Genomic DNA, 23,002 nt, shown 5'->3' on the forward strand with positions numbered 1-23,002 from the left:
TTATTGCTTACTAATCAAATGGAAGATATTCGATTAACTCTTCAACATACTTCGTTAAGGTTGCAGTTGATATACCGAACTTAAGTGCATAGTGCTTTTTTGTCACCTTTTTACTATTAATAGTTGAAAAGAACATATACTCTACCGCCGCTGCCAATGCTTTAATATTTTTAAATTGGTATTCAGCCTTTAATGCACGTTCACTTAACACAAACCACATTTGGAATAGATATTGGACTTCTAATGTGATTGTGGCTGTGCTTTTATAAAGCTCCTCTGCCACTTCCATGGAACGGACAAAATGCTTTTCCATTTCATTTACTTCATCAAATTCATGTCCAAGTGCATAGGCTAAGCATAGTTTTTCAACCCCACTATATTTTGTAAGATCGATAAGCTTAGGATGTGCAATAATCTCTTGCTTATAAGCTGACTTACTTAATAGGAAAAATCCAAACATGCGGTGAGTACTATATTTACTTACAATCTTTTCGATGATAAATTCACGGTTATTTTCTAAGGATTCCTCGTCTGTTTCCTTTTCCACATCTATCCACGGCTCAAACCCGTCCTTTGATGGGTCAAGATCGACAAGGATTTTCCATGCTTGCTTACCTTCTTCAACATGACCACTAAAATAGGCAGCCTGTGCTAACCAAAAGTAAAAGCCAGTGTCTCCGGCAAAGCCTTTTTTCTTCATGCTTTGAAGCCATTTATAAGCCATTTCGTACTCACCGATTAAAGCTAATGTCGCCCCTAGCTTATAGCGGTTTTCCCAGTCATAGGGATTGATTTTCTTTAGCATGTCAATGAGCTGTGATAATTCCTGATCATCCTTCTCATAATATGCAATGACTGTTAAATTACAAATTGCATGTAAGTTTCCTAAATTCTCACGAAGAACCTGGTGTAGCAAAGCTTTTGCTTGCTCTGCTTCTTCTATATAAAAATAAGCTAAGGCTAAATTATTGTAGGCTGGCCATAAGTCAGGGAAGCGTTCAATTAACTGCTCAAGCACTTCAATTGCCTGGTTAAATTGACCGTTTTCCATCAAGCGACGCGCTTTTTCCTGAGCGACTAATTTTTCAGAGTCTTCCTCATTTAATGGCTCTTCCTCATCGTGTTCATATTGAACAAATTCAATAATTTCCTCGGCCTCATCAACATACATTCCGTCCGGTTCCATCTCGAGGTACATTTCCGCATACTTTTGAGCATCACGAATCATCCCGATACAGCCTGAAACCTCCGCCAAAAAAAAGACGTGCTCTGGTTCACTTGGCTCTATGCTATAAGCAGTATGAATCAATTCATACGCCTTCTCAAAATTTTGAGCCTCCATTTCCAAAATCCCCAACTGCATCAACACATGGGCATCATCTGGACTTAGTTCGGCTGCTCTCTTCATATATTTATACGCTTTATCCATTTGGTCTTTATCCATGGCTTTGAGCGCTTTATTAAAATAATACTCACCGTTTGGAATAAACGATACAACATTATTAAGTTTTTCTTTTTGACGTTGATTTTCCAAAGTACATCCTCCGACCTAAATTCATTACACCTTGGCGTAATTACGTTGCTTTGTCATAGTAAAACATCGCTAAAACAAAGCAAAAGGAACGCATAGTACGTTCCTTAGACAATTAAACTTATTATAACATAATTACGTAATACGTCATTATTTAAGTATTGCTTTATCCCTAAATAATCCTCGCTTTAACTGTAAGAAATCAGGTTCATTTTATTGATTATTTTTTGTACTTGCTCTCTTTTCGTCATGTCTTGATTTTAAAACTTCTAGAACTTCATAGACATCGATTTTTTGTTCCTGTAGAAGCACTAATAAGTGGTAAATTAAATCAGCAGTCTCCCACTTCACTTCCTGGGCATCACGATTTTTTGCCCCAATTACTACTTCTGTTGCTTCTTCACCGACTTTTTTACATATCTTGTCGATACCCTTTTCAAATAGATATGTAGTATAAGCACCCTCTGGCATATCATTTTCACGCTGGCGAATGATATTTACTAGCTCAGGAATAATATCTACTGATCCTACGACGTCGTTTTGAACAATTGAATTTGTGAAGCAAGTAGTCGTTCCATTATGACATGCTGGCCCGGCCGGCATTACCTCTACTACTAACGCATCCTGATCACAATCTGATTTTATAGACACTACCTTTTGAACATTTCCACTTGTTTCCCCTTTATGCCAAAGCTCTTGTCTTGAACGAGAGTAAAACCAAGTTTCCCCTGTTTCGATTGTTTTTTGTAGTGATTCTTCATTCATATAAGCAACAGTTAACACTTCTTTTGACTGTGCATCCTGAACAACTGCTGTTATTAAACCTTTGTCGTCGAACTTTAAGCCTTCTATCATCTGACACAAACCCCTTTTTCGCGTAACACTGATTTCACTTCAGCTACACTTGTTTCTTTATAGTGAAATATTGATGCTGCAAGTGCTGCATCTGCATCAACCTCTTGTAATACCTCAACAAAATGCTCTGCGTTTCCAGCTCCACCACTTGCAATCACTGGTACCGTTACAGCATCACGAACTGCCTTTGTTAAAGCTAAATCAAAGCCTGTTTTTTCGCCATCCTGATTCATGCTTGTTAGTAAAATCTCGCCTGCACCAAGACGTACCGCTTCTTTTGCCCATTCAACTGCTTGCCAATCTGTTTTGTTGCGGCCCCCGTGAGTATAGACCATCCAAGTGCCATCTTCCTCAGAATATCTCGCATCGATTGCTACCACGATACATTGCGCTCCAAAGAAATCAGAGCCTTCTTTTATCAGCTCTGGGCGTTCAAGCGCTGAGGTATTCACTGATACTTTGTCTGCACCTGCACGAAGAATTCGTTTCATATCCTCTAAAGTACGGATACCCCCTCCAACAGTAAAAGGTATCGCTAGGCTTGACGCTGTTTGACGCACCACATCAACCATTGTTTGGCGACCTTCATGGGAGGCAGAGATATCTAAGAAGACAAGCTCATCAGCACCCTGCTCATCATAAAATTTCGCTAGTTCAACCGGATCTCCGGCATCACGCAATTCTACAAATTGAATCCCTTTTACAACACGACCTTCTTTTACATCAAGGCAAGGGATAATACGTTTTGTTAGCATGCCAGCACCCCCACACCTTTTAACCATTGTTCAAGTAAGAACACACCGAACTCTCCTGACTTTTCCGGATGGAACTGCATTCCACACACATTTTCAGCTTGTACAACACCTGGCACCTCTGTATCAAAATAATCGGCACTGGCTACAAGCTGCTCGCGATTTATATTGGCTGCATAAAATGAATGAACGAAATAAACATATTTACTTTCTGGAAAAGCTTGGTCTTCTAGCCATTTAGGTAAGGATTTAAATTCTAATGTATTCCAGCCCATGTGAGGAACGCGATATTTTTCACCAGTAGGGGTTTCACCTGTGAATCGTGTAACCTTCCCATTAAAGAACCCAAAGCCTTTCGTAGGAGTTACCTCCTCACTTTCTTCAAAAAGCAATTGCATTCCTAAGCAAATTCCTAAAAGCGGCTTATTGGCATCGACTTGTTCACGAACGAAACGATCTAAGCCCGTTTCAGATAAGCGCTTCATGGCATCAGGAAAAGCACCAACACCAGGTAAAATAAGAGCATCTGTTGCCGTCAATTCTTGAGGATTAGCTGAAACTACAACCTCACATTCAAGTCTTTTTAATGCTTGTTCTACGCTAAATAAATTTCCCATTCCATAATCGATTACCCCAATTTTCATGTCAGCAACCCCTTTGTTGACGGTACACCCTTCACTCGTGGGTCGATTTGTACCGCATCATCTATTGCTCTAGCCAGCGCTTTAAAAATAGCTTCAATAATATGATGTGTGTTATGACCATAAGGAACGATTACATGAACATTCATGCGTGCTTCCAGAGCAAATTTCCATAAAAATTCATGGACTAGCTCTGTATCAAAGCTGCCAACCTTCTCTTTTAGCTCCGGCTCTACACGATACTCTAAATGCGGTCTGTTTGAGCAATCAATGACCACTTGAGCTAGTGCATCATCCATTGGTACAAAGGCAATTCCATAGCGTTTGATGCCTTTTTTATCGCCAAGTGCTTCACGAATCACTTGCCCTAATACAATGCCGATATCCTCTGTTGTATGGTGATCATCGATATGTGTGTCCCCATCAGCAATAATCTTGCCATCAAACAAACCGTGTTTTATAAATAAATCCAGCATATGGTCCATAAATGGAACACCTGTATGTACTTCTGCTTGGCCATCTCCGTCTAAATTTAATTCAACAGCGATTTTTGTTTCATTTGTATTGCGTTCAATTCGAGCAAATCGTTTATTTTGTTCTGTCATATTATTTATCTCCTTTAGTCCAACCTCGAGATTCTACTGCACGCGCATGCCCTTCCAGACCTTCCATCCTTGCAAGTCGTGCAATTTTCGGTGCACTTTCCTCCCACATTTTTTCAGAATAATAAACAACATTTGTCCTTTTAATAAAGTCATCTACATTTAAGCCGCTTGCAAAACGGGCTGTACTATTTGTTGGCAGTACATGGTTTGTACCGGCGAAATAATCGCCAACTGGCTCTGAGCTATAGCGCCCGATAAATATTGCCCCTGCATGACGAATTTTTAATGAATCCTCTTCTGCATTCGCTGTTACAACCTCCAAATGCTCTGGCGCTAATGAATTAACCGCCTGTATTGCCTGCTCCAAATCCTTTGCAACATAGATTTGACCAAAGTTTTCAATCGATTTACGTGCAATCGCTTCTTTTGGTAATGTGCTTAATTGTCGTTCAACCTCTAGTGCCACATCTTGAGCTAATCGCTCGCTTGTTGTGATAAGAACGGCACAAGCTAATTCATCATGCTCAGCTTGAGAGAGTAGATCAGCAGCAATTTCATCTGCATAAGCCGTTTCATCTGCTAATACTGCAATTTCACTAGGTCCAGCAATCATATCGATCGCCACTTCACCGAATACTTCACGTTTTGCTAATGCGACGAAGATATTACCAGGACCAGTTATTTTATCAACCGGATCGATTGTTTCTGTTCCGTAGGCTAAGGCTGCAATGGCTTGTGCTCCACCAACCTTATAAATCTCCCTTACCCCTAATATAGAAGCTGCAACAAGCACGGCATCAGGAAGTTTTCCATTCTTTCCTGCTGGAGAAGTGATAATAATTCGCTCAACCCCCGCAACCTGGGCAGGAATAACATTCATTAGCACAGAAGAAGGATACGCCGCTAACCCACCAGGCACATATAATCCAACTGCATCTAATGGGATAATTCTTTGTCCCAGCCAAGAGCCATTATCGATTGGAAGCTTGTACCCATCACGTTTTTGCGCCTCGTGATAGTAGCGGATATTGGCTGCTGCCTCTTCTAAATCTTGTTTAAGCTGCGGATCGAAGTTTAGCACGGCATTATCAATCTCATTTTGCGTAACACGGAAATCATCTAGTAATATGCCATCCCACATTTCACTGTATTTGCGAAGGGCTGCATCACCGTTTTCACGAACATCCTGAAGCACACCTCGAACTGTTTTTAATTGTTCTTCATTACCTCCTTCAAGCTGTCTCTTTAAAGATATTGTGTCCGTTAAGCTTGTAATTTTCACAAATAGCCCTTCTTCCTAAATAACAATTTTCTTCATTCGTGATACTAATTCTTGAATACGTGAGCTTTTCATTCGATAGCTTACTGGATTGGCAATGAGTCGAGACGAAACATCTGTAATATGCTCGTATTCCACTAGCCCGTTCTCTTTTAAGGTTCTTCCAGTAGAAACGATATCGACAATGCGATCCGCTAAGCCAATCATCGGTGCGAGCTCAATCGACCCATTTAATTCAATAATTTCTACCTGCTCACCGATTTCCTTATAGTAATTCATGGCAATATTCGGATACTTCGTTGCAATTCGTGGCGCTATTTCATTCATCGTTGTATTCGGTAAACCTGCCGAAGCGATGTAGCATTGACTTATTTTCAAATCTAATAGCTCATGTACATTTCTACGTAATTCCAGCAAAGTGTCCTTCCCGGCAATTCCAAGATCTGCAACACCATGCTCTACATAAACAGGTACATCCGTCGGTTTTGCTAAAATAAATCGAATTTGCTCTTCCGGAATTTCAATCATCAGCTTACGTGACATTTCAACTTCCTCAGGTAAGTTAAACCCTGCTTCTATCAGCATTTGATAGGCTTCTTCAAAAATCCGTCCCTTAGGCATGGCAATTGTTAAATGACTCATTCTACTAAATCCTCCTGGCTGACATACATGATTCGATCGAAGTGTTTAGCAAATGCTTCTTCATCTACTAACCCTTTACGCGACTGTAATGTAACTCGTTTGCCTTCCTCTCTAAAAGAGTTAGCCATTTCTAAAGCTTTGATAAATAGGGCTTCTTCTTCAAAGATGACACCAATTGATTCACTAGTCGTTGGTTTGGAAGGGATAACCTCCAGAAGACGGTCTACTCGAATTCCAAAGCCAGTCGCTCCCACTTTAGTGCCGAAATGGTGCAATAACCCGTCATAGCGGCCACCATTTCCTAATGCAAAGCCACTTCCTTCAGCAAATACTTCGAACAGCATCCCCGTGTAATAATTCATATGACTTGATAATGTAAAGTCTAAAGCAACATATTCTGATAGATTCGCAGCATCAATAAGCTCCACTAGCTGCTGCATGTATTCAAGTGCATCATTTTTTCGCACATACTTTTCGATATCCTGAATCGTTACAAAATTTGTCGCTTCACTTATGAATTGCAGTAAAGCATCTGATTTAGTTTTAGGTAGATTGAAGCTTTCAACTGCTTGTTCAAAGCCAACGTAATTTCGTTCAACTAATAAAGTTCGGAGAGCATCAGCTTGTTCCATACTTTCTGTGTAATCCTTTAAAATACAATTTAAGACACCCGCATGGCCAATTGTAATTTTGAAGGAATCGATTCCAAAGGCTTGGATTAAATGAATAACTGTCATAATCACTTCAGCGTCTGCAAAAACTGATCCATCTCCAATAATTTCAATACCCATCTGGCCAAACTCAGCAGGACGCCCGCCTTCAGTTTGCTGGGCACGAAAAACATTTGCAAAATATGCTAAACGTAAAGGTATTTTCTCTTTTAATAGTTTCGATGTAGCTACACGCGCGATTGGTGTAGTCATATCAGGTCGAAGCACTAACGTATTCCCCTGACTATCTACTAATTTAAATAGTGAAGCATCATAGATTGCCGATGCTTTCCCCACAGTATCAAAGTACTCAAGACTTGGTGTTTGAATAAAATCAAACCCGCGAGCCCGTAAAAATTCACGTCCGATTTGACGAACTTCCTCCGTTTTTTCATAAGTGACTGGGAATGTATCACGCATTCCTAATGGTTTTTCAAACATTTTTATCGATGACATAATAACACTTCCTACCATTTATACTTTAGTACACTAGAGAATTAGAGAGCTGATATGTTAAAGTAATTTTACCGAACATCCATCAGTTCGTCAATCCATTGATTTGGAAAATACTATTTTCCGTAAATATTATAAAAATTATGAATAATTCTATTATACCTTTTATTGGTTGATAGAAAAACCTTGGGATGTGGAGGGGGTGGGGGCTTGCGAGTTTGGTGCGGGTACTTGGGAGTTTGATTGTATTACGTGCGGGTTCTTGCTGTTTACGTGCGAGTTCTCACCCTTTACTTGCGAGTTTTCATTCTTTACTTGGTGACTTCTCTCCCTTACCGCACGACTTTCCCTCTATCCATCACTCTTCATTAAGTCCTTACCTAACAAAAAAAGAATCTAAAAGCATTCATCATACTTTTAGATTCTTCTCATCAAAACTATTTATTTTTTCGTTCAGCCATTTGCTCGGCAGTGTAGATGATGCGCATTGGGTTTCCTCCGACCATGCTTCCGGCAGGGACGTCCTTATGCACGAGTGTAGCTGCAGAAACGATGGCGCCATCACCAATCTCAACGCCTGGTAGGATTGTAGAATTTGCTCCGATCATTACTTCGCTGCCAATCTTCACATCACCTAAACGATATTCTTCTATTAAATATTCGTGGGCTAATATGGTTGTGTTATAGCCGATAATAGTGTTATTCCCGATTGTTATTCTTTCAGGAAACATTGAATCTGGCATTACCATCAGCGCTAGAGAAGTCTTTTCGCCAATTTTCATATGTAAAAACGTGCGATAAATCCAATTTTTTATTCTCATAAACGGCGTGATTCGTCCAATTTGAATAAAGATAAAGCATTTCATCACTTTCCAAAATGACACCGTTTGATAGACCTTCCATAATGAGTTTGCACCTTGAACAGGGTATCGTTCCGTTCTTCTCATCAGACTAAGACTCCTCCACAATCGTTAATAGATCAGACATATGCTGCAACATATAATCTGGATCAAATTGCTTTAAATACTCTTCACCCTTGATAGACCATGCCACACCAGCCGATTTTACACCTGCATTTTTACCAGCTAAGATATCATGATAATTATCGCCAATCATTAAGACATCTTCTTTTGAAACACCTAATTTCTCAATAGCTAATAGAACTGGCTCAGGATCTGGCTTTACATTTTTCACACTGTCTACACCAACCCAAAACTCAAATAAATGTTTTGCTCCCATTAGTTCTAACCCTTTTTCAATGGTATCTCGTCTTTTGGTTGAAACAATGGCTAAACGGATGCCTTTTTGCTTGAGCTTTTCTAATGTATCGACTACACCGTCGTATTCTGTCACTAAATTGTCGTGATTCGCGTAATTCCATTGTCGATATTTCTCAATCATTTCATCGATTTCATTCGGAGTTAATTGCTCAAACGTCTCTCTTAATGACGGACCGATGAAATTCATGCAATCTTTTGGCGAATATTGCCCAGGAAATCGTTCCTCTAATACATGCATAAAAGTTTGGATAATTAGATCATTTGTATTTAATAAAGTTCCATCAAAATCAAATAGCAAAGCCTTCATATGAATGTTGCAACTCCTTATCTCTGGTGCGAGCTCCAATTAATTGCTTACTTTTTCTTCGCCTTGTTCTTAACGTTATTGTTCTTAGTATTAGTTTTCTTATTATTGTTCGGAGCCTTTTCTTCATCAAGATAACGAATAACAGGGCGTACCCTCATTCTTCTGTAAACAATGAAAATAATACCCAAAACAATCGCTAAAATAGATACAACTTGTGCAGAACGCAATTCACCGATTAGGTACAAACTGTCTGTTCTCATACCCTCGATATAGAAACGTCCAATTGAATACCAAATCATGTAGCCAAAGAAAATTTCCCCGCGATGTAAGTTTACTTTGCGTAAAGTAAGTAGAATAATCAGTCCAATTACATTCCACATTGATTCGTATAAAAATGTCGGATGTACATATGTACCAAGGTCTTGAACATACATCTGTTCAATAATCCAATTTGGGATCATTAGGTTTTCTAAGAACTCACGCGACACTGGTCCACCATAAGCCTCTTGGTTCATGAAGTTACCCCAGCGACCAATAATTTGTCCTATTAATAGACTCGGTGCTACGATATCTGCAACCTTTAAAAAACTAATACCTCTATTCCTACTGAAAATATAAGCAGTAATAACAGCACCAATTAAAGCACCATGAATCGCGATACCGCCATTCCAGATTTGAATAATCTTCTCTGGATTAGCTCCGTAATATTCCCACTTCATCGCAACATAGTAGATGCGGGCACTTATTATAGAGATTGGAATTGCCCAAATTAACATATCTGTTAGGAAATCCTCTGGCAAACCTCTTTTTACTGCCTCTTTTTGTGCTACGAAATATGCTAGTACAATACCTAAAGCAATTAAAATTCCGTACCATCTTACTTCAATGGTACCTATTGAAAAAGCTACAGGGTTTATCGCAAGTAATACTTGTTCCATTCAAAATACCCCTTTCATTTTAAAGCAATTTTCTAGTGAACCCTTAGTAATCGTCCATCTCATCTTGGATGGCAATTACTTCGTCTAATCTTCTAGAAAATTCTTGCGCTGCGTTTACACCCATTTTTTTCAAACGGTAATTCATTGCAGCAACCTCTATAATTACAGATACGTTACGCCCTGGCTGAACAGGAATCGTTAATTTAGTAATATCTGTATCAATAATTTTCATTTTCTCTTCATCTAGACCTAATCGATCATATGTTTTTTCTGGATCCCAGTTTTCCAGCTCAATAATCAATGTAATTCGCTTTGTTGGACGGATGGCACTGGCTCCAAATAACGTCATAATATCAATGATACCGATTCCACGAATTTCTAGTAGATGCTCTAATAGAGGTGGTGGACTTCCGATAATTAGATTCTCTGCTTCCTGGCGAATTTCTACACAGTCATCAGCTACTAGTCGATGGCCTTTTTTAATAAGCTCTAGTGCAGTTTCACTTTTCCCAACGCCACTTTTCCCGATAATTAAAACGCCAATTCCATAAACATCGACAAGAACACCATGTACTGCAGCAGTAGGTGCTAATTTACTTTCCAGGTAATTCGTTAGTCTACTTGAGAAGCTTGATGTTTTCATAGTTGTACTTAATACCGGAACATCATTTTCATCAGAAGCAGTAATTAACTCCTGCGGTATCTCTAAGCCTCTTGAAACAATGATTGCTGGCGTTTCGTGAGAACAAAGCTTTAGCATACGTTCCTTTTTCAATTCAGTTGGGAGCATTTCAAAAAATGATAATTCAGTTTTTCCGATTAATTGAACACGATTTGCAGGATAGTGCGTGAAATAGCCCGCCATTTCAAGCCCTGGTCTTGAAATATCGCTTGTCGTAATAGAACGGCCAATTCCTTCATGCCCACTTACTAACGTTAAATTAAATTTTTCTGTGACTTCTTTTGTCGAGACTTGAATGGTCATTACCCCCTACCAATTTCTATTCATACTATTGACATATAGTACCTATTTTAGCATGTAACAGGTGGATTGTATTTAAATTAATCCTTTTCCATTCTATAAGAAATCCATAATTACCCTCGTATCCACACAAAAAGCCTATATGCTGATAGAAATTCCTTCAACATACAGGCTATAATTCTTAACATCTAACTAACCAGGCTACGTCAAATCCTCCAAAACATTAAACTGGACTGACACCATGCTTGCGTTCTGTAAATGTTAGCTTCTTAGACTTGTAAGCGTCTAATCGTAGCTCCAATGTCTTGCGTAAGTCATTGGGTTGAATTACATCATCGATAATTAGTTCAGAGGCGAGTCGATATACATCAATTTCTTTTCTGTACTCATCCCGCTGCTTTTCAATAAACGCTGCCTGCTCCTCTTTTGGTAGCGCCGCAATCTTGTTGGCATAAACCGCATTAACTGCTGCCTCTGGTCCCATTACTGCAATTTGAGCACCTGTTAATGCGATACATACGTCCGGTTCAAATGCCGGGCCAGCCATTGCGTAAAGACCTGCTCCATATGCCTTGCGAACAATAACTGTAATTTTCGGTACTGTCGCTTCGCTCATGGCAAAGATCATTTTTGCCCCGTGGCGGATAATGCCCATTTTCTCTACCTGTGTACCAATCATGAAGCCTGGTACATCTGCAAGGAAAATCAGCGGTATATGGAAGGCATCACACAGACTTATAAATTTCGCAGCCTTATCTGCCGAATCATGGAACAATACCCCACCTTTAACTCGTGGCTGATTTGCAATGATGCCGACAGACTGACCGTTGATTCGTGCAAAACCAGTGATGATTTCGCCAGCAAACAGTTTTTTCACTTCACAAAATGAATCTTCATCAATAATCCGGTCGATTAAATCATGCATATTGAAGGAGGCATTTTGGTTTTTAGGAATGATTTCCTCAATCGACTTTTCAAAACTTGAAGGAAGCTTTGGCTTTTCGACATCCGGTTTATTCTTAAAATTATCCGGAAAATAGCTTATATATTTTCTTGCATAGCTAATGGCTTCTTCCTCGCTTTTTGCTAGAACATCGCCACAGCCGGAAATAGAACAGTGCATCTTTGCTCCGCCCATCGTTTCAAGATCTACTTTTTCACCGATAACCATCTCAGCCATTCGAGGCGATCCTAAATACATTGATGCATTTCCTTCTACCATGACCACGACATCACAGAAGGCAGGAATATATGCTCCTCCCGCTGCAGATGGACCAAATAACAAACAAATTTGCGGAATGCGACCGGACAATTTCACCTGGTTATAAAAGATTCGTCCTGCACCTCTGCGACCAGGGAACATCTCTAGCTGGTCCGTAATACGGGCACCAGCCGAGTCGACCAAATAAAATAGGGGAACGCCTAGTTTTTCTGCTGTCTCTTGTATGCGTATAATTTTTTCAACTGTTCGTTTTCCCCATGATCCTGCCTTGACTGTTGAATCATTTGCCATTACACACACAGTACGCCCGTGAATTTTTCCAATACCCGTGACGACGCCATCCGCAGGTAAATCGCCTGCAAGTACATTGGCAAACGTTCCATCCTCTGCTTGAAGCCCTTCATCAAATAATAGCTCTAAACGCTCTCGAACAAATAACTTTCCTTGTTCATTATTCTTTTCGTGATATTTTTCATGACCACCCTTTAACACTGTATCCAGCATTTCTTGATGCTTGCTTTCAGCTGTATATTCTGCCATTTCTCCCATCCCCCTTTTATTTGCCACGATAGACTGGCGAACGTTTTTCTTGAAAAGCTTTCAACCCTTCCAGCCGGTCTTCAGTATGAAGTAATCGACTATAGGCTAATGATTCGATCTGCAGTCCAGTAGAAATATCCGTCTGCATTCCTTGATTAATTGCTGTCTTAGCTTGAACGAGTGAAAGAGGCGCATTTTTACCTATCTCAAGTGCCAGTTCCTTTGCCTGTTTAAGCAAGTCCTGTGGCTCCACAATGTATTCAATGATTCCGTATCGATAAGCTTCCTCTGCTGACAGGCGGCGAGCTGTATAAATTAACTCCTTTGCCTTACCGATACCAATAAGACGAGGAAGCCGCTGTGTCCCTCCTGCACCTGGAATGATACCTAGAGCTGTTTCGGTCAATCCGAGTTTTGCCGTACTGCTAGCCATCCGAATATCACATGCAAGTGCGAGCTCTAGGCCACCGCCAAATGCTACACCATTGATTGCCGCAATAACCGGCTGGGCAATCGCTTCGAAGTGGTTCACCGTCCTGCCAATAAGTGCGATGGTTTTACGAGTCTCTTCTTCATCCATCTCTTTACGTTCCTTTAGGTCTGCTCCTGCACAAAAGGCCTTATCTCCATCGCCAGTGACGATAACAGCACGTATGGAACGATCATAATGAATCGCTTCAAGTGTCTCATTGATTTCATTTAGCATTTGGATGGACAAGCTATTTGCAGCCTCAGCCCGGGTAAACATGATAAGTGCTACACCATCTTGCACTTCGACTTTTACGAATTTTGTCATGATTCTTCCTCCCCTCGTGCAATAGCCGCCAGCTTGGATGATAGGTTTTTGCCGATAATTCTTTCTATTGAAAGAGCTGTTTGCTGGATTTTTTTAAGGTTTACCCCTGTTTCAATACCCATCTCATGCAATAAATATAATAGATCCTCTGTCGCCACATTGCCCGATGCCCCCTTTGCATACGGGCAGCCGCCAAGTCCACCAAAGGCACTATCAAATTTTGTAATGCCATTTGCCAGACTTGTCATAACATTTGCTAATGCCGTGCCACGTGTATCGTGGAAATGCATCGCCAGCTGCTCTGCCTTAAAATGATGCAACAATTCCTGTAGCAAAGCATCCACCTGCGTTGGGACACCAACGCCGATGGTATCTCCAAGCGATATTTCAGTGATGCCCATATCAAATAACCTTTCTGCCACGTATACTACTTGCTCAGGTTTTGTATGGCCGTCGTAAGGACAGGAAATGACGGTAGAGATATACCCTCGAACCGTCTTACCTGCTGCCAGAGCGCCATCAACGACTTCCCTTAAAACAGGAAACGTTTCGTCAATAGATTTGTTGATATTCGATTTGTTATGACCTTCACTCGCCGACATGAAGACGCTCACTTCATCTACATGAGCATCAAGCGCTCGTTCTAGTCCCTTACTGTTAGGCACCAGTGCAGCGTAAGTAATATCGGTGTTTCTCTTAATCTCCTTGAGAACCTCTACTGCGTCTGCCAGCTGCGGAATCCATTTCGGATGCACGAAGCTCGTCACTTCAATATAATTTAGTCCCGTGTCACTTAACTGATTAATAAGCTTGATTTTCGCATCAGTCGGAATAAACATTATTTCATTTTGCAATCCATCGCGTGGTCCTACTTCTTTGATTTGTACTCGCTTCGGTAGCTGCATGGGTTATACTCCCTTATTCAATTTCAAGAAGATCGTCGTCTACATTGATAAAATCGCCTTCCGCAACAATAATCCTTTTTACTATTCCTGCTTCTTCTGTAACAATTGGAATCTCCATTTTCATGGATTCTAAAATAACAACCTCCTGATCAGCTGCTACTTGTTCACCTTCTGTTACTAAAATTTTCCATACTGTTCCTGCCATACTCGCTTTTACTATTGTCATATACTATCCCTCCGCGTAAAATAGAATGCGACAGAAGGGGCTCGTAGTAGATGTTGACTCGCCAAAGTTCAATCTTCCGCGCCTCTTCTCGTCTTATTTACCGACTGATGTTGCGTTTGGTAAATAGTATTCCTCTACAAATTTCGTTGTTGTGATGCCTTTTAAAAATTGCTCATGTGTCACCGTTTCTAATAGCATCGGAATATTTGTTTTAATACCCTCGATTACATAGTTACTTAATGCATCCGCCAACCGTACACATGCTTCATTCCTTGTCGCTCCATATACCACGAGCTTTCCAATCATTGGGTCGTAGAAAGGTGTAACATCGCTCCCTGTTTCTACTGCTACCTCATGTCGGATTCCTTCTCCCTCTGGTAATACAAGTTTCGTAATTTTTCCTGGTGAAGGGAAGAAAGTAACTGGGTGTTCTGCATAAATGCGCACCTCAATTGCATGCCCTTTTTTCTGGATGTCTTCTCTTTTGAAGGCAAGTTTCTCACCATTTGCCACCTTTAGCTGCTGCTCTACGAGATCCAGTCCCGTAATCTCTTCAGTTACCGGATGCTCCACCTGAAGTCTTGTGTTCATCTCAAGGAAGTAGAAGTTTTGGTTACGGTCTACCAAGAACTCTATCGTTCCCGCATTTGTATATCCAATATGCTTAGCAGCCTCCACTGCCGCATCCAGCATTTTTTTACGCGTTTCTTCTGATATGAATGGAGAAGGTGCTTCCTCCACGACTTTCTGATTGCGTCGCTGGATAGAGCATTCGCGCTCATATACCGGTACCACGTTTCCATGTTCATCAGCCAGCACCTGCACTTCTACATGATGAGGCTCTGCAATGAATTTTTCGATAAACATTGTGCCATCTCCGAAGAAGCTCTGTGCACGTTTTTGATTGCCCTCAAACGCCTTACGCAACTCCTCTTCATTGTTAACTAGCTGCATACCAATTCCACCACCGCCTGCGGAAGCCTTTAGCATCACTGGAAAACCAATCTCTTCTGCAATTTTTGCAGCTTCGTCCGTGTCCTCAATTGGTTCATTTACTCCTTGCACAATTGGCACTCCTGCCTGCTGCATTGTTTTGCGAGCCTCAAGCTTACTGCCCATTGCTTGAATGACCTGTGATTTTGGGCCAATGAATGTTATTCCTACTTCCTCCACCCGTTTTGCAAAGGCTGCATTTTCTGATAACAATCCATAGCCTGGATGTACAGCATCGGCACCGGTTTGTTTTGCTACATCCAAAATGGCGTCTATATTCAAATAACTTTGCGCTACTGGCGGTTTACCGATACAGAAGCTTTCCGTTGCCTCTTTAACATGAAGACTGTTAGCATCAGCCTCTGAATAGATGGCTACCGTTTCGATGCCTAATCTATTACAAGTACGAATAATGCGTCGTGCGATTTCTCCTCGATTCGCTATGAGAACCTTTTTGAACATATTCTAACCTCCTTACTTCAGTGTTTTGACGAAACCTGAAAACTGTTCACGAAGTTTGAACTTCTGTATTTTTCCAGACGCCGTCATAGGATAGCTGTCAATGAAAATGATATGTCGTGGAATTTTATGCCTCGATATTTTCCCAGTGCAAAATTCCTTAATCTCCTCTTCCGTTGCTATCTGCCCTTCTTTTAAGATAATCCATGCTGCTGCTTCCTCGCCGTATTTCTCATCCGGTACACCGGTTACCTGAACATCCAGCACTTTTGGGTGTTGATAAAGGAATTCTTCTATTTCACGTGGATAAACATTTTCTCCGCCGCGAATAATCATCTCCTTCAAACGTCCTGTAACACGAACGTACCCATTTTCATCCATCGTGCCAAGATCGCCAGTATGGAGCCAACTATCTGAGTCAATTGCTTCTTGAGTCGCCTCTGGATTATTGTAATACCCCTTCATAACCACATAGCCTCGTGCGCAAATTTCTCCTTGCTCACCTCTAGGAACCTCTTCGTTTGTACCAGGCTTCACAATTTTCACTTCCACATTCGGCAAAGCGCGTCCAACTGTTTCTACTTTAAGATCCAATGGGTCATCAGTACGTGTCTGTGTAAGCACGGGTGACGTCTCAGTTTGACCATAGCAAATTGTCACATCTACCATTCCAAGTGTATTAATAACGTCCCTCATCACTTCGATTGGACAATTGGAACCAGCCATTACGCCAGTTCGTAACGTTGATAAGTCAAACTCCTTGATATTAGGCAAATTCAGCTCACTGATAAACATTGTCGGCACCCCATGAAGTGCAGTACATTTTTCTTTTTCAACTGTTCGAAGTACTTCCTCTGGATGGAATTCCTGCACAGGTACCATTGTGCCTCCCACTGAAACGATAGCCAATGTACCAATAACACACCCGAAGCAATGGAAAAACGGTACTGGGATACATAGACGGTCTTCGTGCGTCAGCTTCATACATTCTGCAATATTAATCGCATTATTGATCAGATTGGAAGACGTGAGCATAACACCTTTCGGGAAACCAGTGGTCCCTGATGTATATTGAATATTAATGACATCATCAAATCTTATGGAATTTTTGCGCTGCTCTAGCTGTTCATCTGACACTTCAATACCTTTTGCTAAAAATTCCTCGTAGCTGAACGTCCCAGGATATTTCTTGTCGCTAATAACAACAACGTTTTTCAAAAGTGGCAGGCGGGCACTTTGCAACTGACCTGGCTTAGAGTCGTTCAATTCTGGACAAATTTCATATAATGTATCAATAAATGAATGGTCACGATATTGGTCTATTAATATAATGGCTCTTGTATCAGATTGCTTGAGTAAAAATTCTAGTTCACTTGTACGGTAATTAGTATTCACCGTTACAAGTGGTGCTCCCATCTTGCCAGACCCAAACTGCAGTACCGGCCATTCAGGTACGTTCGTCGTCCATACCGAGAAATGATGCCCTTTTTCAAGTCCGATTGCCATCAACGCTTTCGCAACTAAATCACTTTGTTTATTCAACTGGGCATATGACATACGGAAATTCCGGTCTGCATAAACTAATGCCTCTCTATCTGGATATTGTGCAGACTTTTCTTCTAGTAGCTCGCCAAGCGTTTGATAAACCAACTCTGCCATACGCATTCCTCCCTATATCATTTATTTGTTTAGAAAGATTGACTGATTGCCAAGCATTTTTGTGGGCAGACTTAGTTGCACTTATGTGATATGAAAGTTTTATACTTTCTTATTTACCAAAGAACTAACAGCCCAATATACGTGAAATGACAACACGCTGGATTTCGGATGTTCCTTCCCCAATTTCCATCAGTTTGATATCCCGTAAATGTCGTTCAACATCGTATTCTGCCATATAGCCATACCCACCATGGATTTGGATAGCCTGGTTACAAGTACGGAAACCCATCTCAGAAGCAAAAAGCTTTGCGAATGCTGCTTCTTTTTTAAACGGCTTGCCTTGATCCTTCAACCATGCTGCCTTCATTACCATATTTCGAGCTAATTCGATTTCCATTGCCATGTCCGCCAATTTGAACTGGATTGCCTGTAATTTAGAGATAGAGTTCCCAAATTGTACGCGTTCCTTAGAATATTGCAGAGCTTTCTCGTAAGCAGACTGTGCAATCCCTACAGATAGTGCAGCAATAGAAATACGCCCGCCGTCCAACGTATTTAAGAACTGACCAAATCCTTTCTTTTCATCTCCAAGTACGTTTTCGCGTGGTACACGAACGTTTTCCAAAATGATTTCACAAGTGTTGGAGGCACGAACACCCATTTTTTGATACTCCGAACGAATTGTCACACCCGGTGTGTCAGTTGGGACAATGATGGCCGTGATGATGTTTTTACCTCGATCATTCTTACCTGTAACAGCTGTCACAACTACCTGGCGGGCATAGCTAGCATTTGTAATCCAGCATTTCTCGCCATTAATAACCCATTCATCACCCTCGAGGTAAGCTTTCGTTCTTGTTCCTCCTGCATCTGAACCGGCATTGGGCTCTGTCAGTCCGAATGAACCAAGTGTTTTCCCCTGCGCCATCGGAACAAGAAATTCCTGTTTCTGCTCTTCTGTTCCAAAGTTATAGAAAGGCGTTGCTCCCAAGCTGACAGCAGCGGCATAGCTCAAGCCCGTACCTCCGCATGCACGTCCAATTTCTTCTACCGCTAATGCATAGGAAATTGTATCTCCTCCTGAACCGCCATATTCCTCAGGAAACGGAATACCGAAAAGACCAAGTTCCGCCATTTTATCGAAGCTTTCTTTCCTAAATTCATGCTTCTCATCCAGCTCTCGTGCATAAGGAGCAATTTCTTCTCGAGCAAACTCCTTGACCATATCACGAATCATTTGCTGTTCTTTTGTTAGTTCAAAATTCATCCCTTATTCCCCCTTTAGTTTGCCGACTGTCCAATCGGTACCGACTAGTCGGTTTGTACATTATGTTAAAAAAACCAGACCTCACTGACTGGATATCCACTAATATTTAGATTAGGTATTTTTTATGTTTCGCTTCTTGACTGCCTTGATCTGTCACAATACCTCTTAAAATCAAATCGTTAAAATGAAGTGTAATTTGCTCCATCGTTAGACTGCCATTCTGTCGATACCATTTATATGTCCAGTTCACTAGCCCTATGATAGCCATTGTCGTAATTGTGGTAGAAATCTCGGGTCTAAAATGACCGCTTTTCTTTCCATCCTCGATTACTTGTTCTATCATTTGGCGGTATTCTGTCCGCTTTTCTTTGATGACATTTTTATATTCTGGTGGTAAATAGGCGCTTTCGTCATAGAATACGGTAATATGACGTTGATACACGTCAAATACATTTGTAAACGCATACAACATTGAACACACTTTATCGATTGGAGTTTCATTTTGGTCATATGCTTTTTTGGTTTCTTTTAACACATGAGAAATGAATACATCATGTATTTCATATAACAGTGCATCCTTGGATTTGAACTTATGATAAAATCCACCCTTGGATGTTCCTGCTGTTTCGACAATTTCGTCTACCGACACCCCGTGATAGCCCTTATGCCGAAAAAGATCCAGTGCCGTTTCAATGATTCTTTCCTTCAACGATTGTACTGCCATCGCTTTCCCCCCTATCAATCACCCCCTGTATTTCAGGTTTTTTTGTAGCAAAGGTCATTATATTTTCCATTTTTTGTCGATTACCATTATTTAGAATATTAAATCTATTTATCTTCTTTTCTAGCAAACTACTATAAATAACGTCGAAATCCCCTTTTTTCTCCGCTTTATACATACTCTTTCAGATTTTCACTGATAACAAAATCAGCTTCTGTTTTTTCTCTGATTTCCTCTACTGAGACACCTGATGCTGTTTCAATAAGCACCATTCCTGTGTCCGTAAAATCAAATACAGCTAAATCTGTAATAAGACGGTGGACGACGCTTTTCCCTGTTAACGGCAATGTACACTCTTTTTTAATCTTGGATTCTCCGTATTTCGAAACGTGTTCCATAATAACGATAACTCTCTTTGCTCCTTGTACAAGATCCATCGCTCCACCCATTCCTTTAACAACCTTGCCAGGAATCATCCAGTTCGCCAAATCCCCTTCCTGAGATACTTCCATTCCTCCTAGAATTGCTACATCGATATGGCCTCCTCGAATCATTGCAAAGCTTTCTGCGCTGTCAAAGAATGATGCACCTGGTACAGCTGTAACTGTCTCTTTTCCTGCATTGATTAAGTCTGGGTCTACCTGGGTTTCATAAGGATAGGGGCCAATACCTAATAGTCCATTTTCCGATTGCAGCAGTACCTTATAATCACTTGGAATATCATTTGCAACTAGAGTGGGCATACCAATCCCAAGGTTAACATTCATGCCATTTTCAATTTCTTGTACAGCGCGCTTGACGATTCGCATCTTTACGGTCGTCATCCTATCGCCTCCTCTGCTCTTATAGTTCGTTTTTCGATTGTCTTTTCGTAGTTCTCACCTAAAATTACATGTTGGACGAATATTGCTGGTGTATGAATCTCATCAGGATCCAATTCTCCCACCTCTACAATTTCTTCTACTTCAGCAATCGTAATTTTTCCTGCTGTAGCCATAATCGGATTGAAATTACGAGCCGTTTTTCGGTAAACGAGGTTCCCGAGTTTGTCTGCCTTCCAAGCCTTTACAAAAGCATAATCACCTACAATCGCACGTTCTTCGATATATTCCTTACCGTCAAATTCTTTCACTGGCTTTCCTTCAGCAATCGGTGTTCCTACCCCTGTTGCTGTATAAAACGCAGGGATTCCTGCCCCGCCTGCTCGAATTCGTTCTGCCAGCGTCCCTTGTGGTGTCAGCTCAACCTCAAGCTCTCCATTTAAATATTGTTGCTCAAAAATTTTATTTTCTCCTACGTAGGAAGCAATCATTTTTTTAATTTGCTTGTTCGCCAGTAATAATCCTAAGCCACGGTCATCGATACCGCAGTTATTACTAACAACTGTCAAATTCTTTGTGCCTTTTTGACGAATAGCATCAATTGCTATCTCTGGAATACCACAAAGCCCAAAGCCGCCCACTAGAATAGTAGCTCCACTTTTTATATCACTCACTATTTCATGTATCGTTTTTTCTACTTTGCGCACAAAATACCTCCTTAAAGTAAATTTACATATATTATAATCATATGATTTTTAAATAGTAAACTAATAGATTCTAAATATTTATATTTTTTAAATAATAGTATTTTTTGACGAGTAATCTTTAATAGTCCTTCAAGACTATATAAAAATATCTCTAATACTTTATATGTGAAATTCTGCATTTTATGTACCATCTTTTATTTGTTTGCTGAAAGACAAAAAAGACAAAGCCGAATTGAAATGGCTTTGTCTTAGATAATTTTAATTTTATTGTTGTTGAGCTAACCAAGCTGCAGCTGCTTCAGCATCTTCACCTTGTAGTAAGCCCTTAGGCATTCCGCCGCGACCGTTTACGATAACATCATGAATTTCTTCTTCTGAAAGACGGCTACCTACATCTGAAAGTGCAGGTGTATTACCCATCCCTTGTAAGTTTCCTCCATGACAAGACGTACAAGAAGACTGAACCAGTTCTTCACCAGCTGCCGCATCTGCGCCACCTGTTGCAGTATCTCCTGTTTCTTCAGTTACTGTATCTTCCGTACCTGTGTTAGTGTCAGTTGCTTCGTCGTCGCCGCCACCACATGCAGCTAGGAATAATGCTGAACCGAATACTAGTGCTAACCATGCTTTTTTCATTTTTGAACCCCTCCAAAAAATATAAAATAAAATACGGTTTACATTGGTAAGTATACCAAAGTTACACTCGTTTGAAACCTTCACCCAGTACCTCATAAGCATCTGAAACGATGACAAATGCAGCAGGGTCAACGGTTTTAATGATTTGTTTCAGCTTTGTGAATTCTGATTGATAAACAACCACCATTAGCATTACACGTTCTTCGCCAGTATATCCCCCAAAAGCAGGAACCTTCGTCACACCTCGATCAATTTCCAAATAAATTGCATCTCGAATTTGATCTTGACTATTAGAGATTATATACACCATTTTTGATTGGCTAAAACCTAACTGAACGATGTCAATTGTCTTCGTCGTAACAAAGAGACCAATTAAGGCATATAACCCTTTTTCAAAATCGAATACTAATGCTGCACTAATAGCAATAATACCATCAATCAAAAGAACACTTGTACCTAACGTTAGCCCAGTATATTTTGTAATAATTTGAGCTAATAAATCTGTACCGCCAGTAGAAGCATTCCCTTTAAATACTAAACCGATACCAAGACCCACCATGATTCCACCAAAAAGGGCAGCCAATAATGCATTATCTGTTAAAGCACCCATTTGGGCAAAGAGAATAACAAAGAATGGTAGGGCTAAGGTACCGACAAATGATTTTATTCCAAAATTTTTACCTAAGATGAATACACCTGAGATAAATAGCGGAATATTAAAAGCATATTGAACAATTCCTGCATTCCATCCAAAAAGACCATTTAAAATGGTACTTATCCCACTAACGCCTCCGGAGGCTACTTGATTGGGGAATAGAAATGCATTAAATCCAAATGCTATTACAGCAGCACCAAGAAGTACATAAATGTATTCCTGTATTATATCTTTTGTAGAATTGGATACATTATTCTTGTTTATTTTACTCATATATTTCCTCACTCACATCAAATTCTCAGCTTCTAATTTTCTCCTGCATGATTATAACAAACAACCTTGAAAAAGAGAACTTTAGTAAGATGAAGGGACATTGTTTTTCAATTTTAGCTATGATCAAAAAATAAAAGACAGCCCTAA

General features: G+C 40.4%; 25 protein-coding genes. All 25 read right to left on the minus strand.

What is annotated here, in order from left to right:
- Window positions 1-10: 10 nt before the first annotated feature.
- The gene (locus tag LG296_RS15475) at window positions 11-1,534 is read right to left on the minus strand and encodes a tetratricopeptide repeat protein (RefSeq protein ID WP_404427192.1); all 1,524 of its coding nucleotides are present in this window, start codon (window positions 1,532-1,534) and stop codon (window positions 11-13) included.
- A gap of 210 nt (window positions 1,535-1,744) precedes the next feature.
- Window positions 1,745-2,386, minus strand: coding sequence for a bifunctional phosphoribosyl-AMP cyclohydrolase/phosphoribosyl-ATP diphosphatase HisIE (gene hisIE / locus LG296_RS15480; RefSeq protein ID WP_404427193.1), 642 nt, complete (start codon window positions 2,384-2,386; stop codon window positions 1,745-1,747).
- Window positions 2,383-3,141 (minus strand): imidazole glycerol phosphate synthase subunit HisF, encoded by a 759-nt coding sequence (gene hisF, locus LG296_RS15485; RefSeq protein WP_404427194.1) that lies wholly within the window; start codon window positions 3,139-3,141, stop codon window positions 2,383-2,385. The genes hisIE and hisF overlap by 4 nt, the downstream gene beginning before the upstream one ends.
- Window positions 3,135-3,782: an imidazole glycerol phosphate synthase subunit HisH gene (hisH, locus tag LG296_RS15490; RefSeq protein WP_404427195.1), complete on the minus strand. Its 648-nt coding sequence runs from the start codon at window positions 3,780-3,782 to the stop codon at window positions 3,135-3,137. Before hisH ends, hisF begins: the two co-directional genes overlap by 7 nt.
- A complete protein-coding gene (hisB, locus tag LG296_RS15495; RefSeq protein ID WP_404427196.1) occupies window positions 3,779-4,384 on the minus strand; it encodes an imidazoleglycerol-phosphate dehydratase HisB in 606 nt (201 codons plus the stop codon). Before hisB ends, hisH begins: the two co-directional genes overlap by 4 nt.
- A 1-nt stretch (window position 4,385) precedes the next feature.
- Complete coding sequence (gene hisD, locus LG296_RS15500; RefSeq protein WP_404427197.1) at window positions 4,386-5,666, minus strand: histidinol dehydrogenase; 1,281 nt, start codon at window positions 5,664-5,666, stop codon at window positions 4,386-4,388.
- A gap of 15 nt (window positions 5,667-5,681) precedes the next feature.
- Complete coding sequence (hisG, locus tag LG296_RS15505) at window positions 5,682-6,305, minus strand: ATP phosphoribosyltransferase (RefSeq protein WP_107933676.1); 624 nt, start codon at window positions 6,303-6,305, stop codon at window positions 5,682-5,684.
- Window positions 6,302-7,471, minus strand: a complete 1,170-nt coding sequence (locus tag LG296_RS15510; protein WP_404427198.1) for an ATP phosphoribosyltransferase regulatory subunit — start codon at window positions 7,469-7,471, stop codon at window positions 6,302-6,304. Before LG296_RS15510 ends, hisG begins: the two co-directional genes overlap by 4 nt.
- Before the next feature lie 434 nt (window positions 7,472-7,905).
- Window positions 7,906-8,415: a DapH/DapD/GlmU-related protein gene (locus LG296_RS15515; protein ID WP_107933679.1), complete on the minus strand. Its 510-nt coding sequence runs from the start codon at window positions 8,413-8,415 to the stop codon at window positions 7,906-7,908.
- Window positions 8,416-8,419: 4 nt separating this feature from the next.
- Window positions 8,420-9,061, minus strand: a complete 642-nt coding sequence (gene ppaX / locus LG296_RS15520; protein WP_107933787.1) for a pyrophosphatase PpaX — start codon at window positions 9,059-9,061, stop codon at window positions 8,420-8,422.
- 41 nt (window positions 9,062-9,102) lie between these two features.
- Window positions 9,103-9,993 carry a prolipoprotein diacylglyceryl transferase gene (gene lgt, locus LG296_RS15525; protein ID WP_404427199.1) on the minus strand — a complete coding sequence of 297 codons (891 nt, stop codon included), beginning with the start codon at window positions 9,991-9,993 and terminating at the stop codon, window positions 9,103-9,105.
- Window positions 9,994-10,036: 43 nt separating this feature from the next.
- On the minus strand, window positions 10,037-10,978 hold the full coding sequence (gene hprK / locus LG296_RS15530; RefSeq protein WP_107933682.1) for an HPr(Ser) kinase/phosphatase: 942 nt from the start codon (window positions 10,976-10,978) through the stop codon (window positions 10,037-10,039).
- A gap of 220 nt (window positions 10,979-11,198) precedes the next feature.
- Window positions 11,199-12,737, minus strand: a complete 1,539-nt coding sequence (locus LG296_RS15535) for an acyl-CoA carboxylase subunit beta (RefSeq protein WP_404427200.1) — start codon at window positions 12,735-12,737, stop codon at window positions 11,199-11,201.
- Window positions 12,738-12,753: 16 nt separating this feature from the next.
- The gene (locus tag LG296_RS15540) at window positions 12,754-13,533 is read right to left on the minus strand and encodes an enoyl-CoA hydratase (RefSeq protein WP_404427201.1); all 780 of its coding nucleotides are present in this window, start codon (window positions 13,531-13,533) and stop codon (window positions 12,754-12,756) included.
- Entirely contained in the window at window positions 13,530-14,438 is a 909-nt protein-coding gene (locus LG296_RS15545; RefSeq protein WP_404427202.1) for a hydroxymethylglutaryl-CoA lyase, read from the minus strand. The genes LG296_RS15540 and LG296_RS15545 overlap by 4 nt, the downstream gene beginning before the upstream one ends.
- Window positions 14,439-14,451: 13 nt before the next feature.
- On the minus strand, window positions 14,452-14,664 hold the full coding sequence (locus LG296_RS15550; RefSeq protein ID WP_107933689.1) for an acetyl-CoA carboxylase biotin carboxyl carrier protein subunit: 213 nt from the start codon (window positions 14,662-14,664) through the stop codon (window positions 14,452-14,454).
- Between the two features lie 93 nt (window positions 14,665-14,757).
- Window positions 14,758-16,119: an acetyl/propionyl/methylcrotonyl-CoA carboxylase subunit alpha gene (locus LG296_RS15555; RefSeq protein ID WP_404427203.1), complete on the minus strand. Its 1,362-nt coding sequence runs from the start codon at window positions 16,117-16,119 to the stop codon at window positions 14,758-14,760.
- Between the two features lie 12 nt (window positions 16,120-16,131).
- Complete coding sequence (locus tag LG296_RS15560; RefSeq protein ID WP_404427204.1) at window positions 16,132-17,775, minus strand: AMP-binding protein; 1,644 nt, start codon at window positions 17,773-17,775, stop codon at window positions 16,132-16,134.
- Between the two features lie 124 nt (window positions 17,776-17,899).
- Window positions 17,900-19,042, minus strand: a complete 1,143-nt coding sequence (locus LG296_RS15565) for an acyl-CoA dehydrogenase family protein (protein WP_404427205.1) — start codon at window positions 19,040-19,042, stop codon at window positions 17,900-17,902.
- 106 nt (window positions 19,043-19,148) lie between these two features.
- Window positions 19,149-19,766: a TetR/AcrR family transcriptional regulator gene (locus LG296_RS15570; protein WP_404427206.1), complete on the minus strand. Its 618-nt coding sequence runs from the start codon at window positions 19,764-19,766 to the stop codon at window positions 19,149-19,151.
- Window positions 19,732-19,941: a hypothetical protein gene (locus LG296_RS15575; RefSeq protein WP_404427207.1), complete on the minus strand. Its 210-nt coding sequence runs from the start codon at window positions 19,939-19,941 to the stop codon at window positions 19,732-19,734. Before LG296_RS15575 ends, LG296_RS15570 begins: the two co-directional genes overlap by 35 nt.
- Window positions 19,934-20,587 carry a CoA transferase subunit B gene (locus LG296_RS15580; RefSeq protein ID WP_404427208.1) on the minus strand — a complete coding sequence of 218 codons (654 nt, stop codon included), beginning with the start codon at window positions 20,585-20,587 and terminating at the stop codon, window positions 19,934-19,936. The genes LG296_RS15575 and LG296_RS15580 overlap by 8 nt, the downstream gene beginning before the upstream one ends.
- On the minus strand, window positions 20,584-21,291 hold the full coding sequence (locus LG296_RS15585; protein WP_107933700.1) for a CoA transferase subunit A: 708 nt from the start codon (window positions 21,289-21,291) through the stop codon (window positions 20,584-20,586). Before LG296_RS15585 ends, LG296_RS15580 begins: the two co-directional genes overlap by 4 nt.
- Before the next feature lie 264 nt (window positions 21,292-21,555).
- Window positions 21,556-21,927 (minus strand): cytochrome c551, encoded by a 372-nt coding sequence (gene cccB / locus LG296_RS15590; protein WP_107933702.1) that lies wholly within the window; start codon window positions 21,925-21,927, stop codon window positions 21,556-21,558.
- A 61-nt stretch (window positions 21,928-21,988) separates the two neighbouring features.
- A complete protein-coding gene (locus LG296_RS15595; protein ID WP_107933704.1) occupies window positions 21,989-22,855 on the minus strand; it encodes a YitT family protein in 867 nt (288 codons plus the stop codon).
- Window positions 22,856-23,002: the final 147 nt, after the last annotated feature.

It is taken from the genome of Ureibacillus chungkukjangi, from assembly GCF_044795995.1.
GTDB lineage: Bacteria > Bacillota > Bacilli > Bacillales_A > Planococcaceae > Ureibacillus > Ureibacillus chungkukjangi.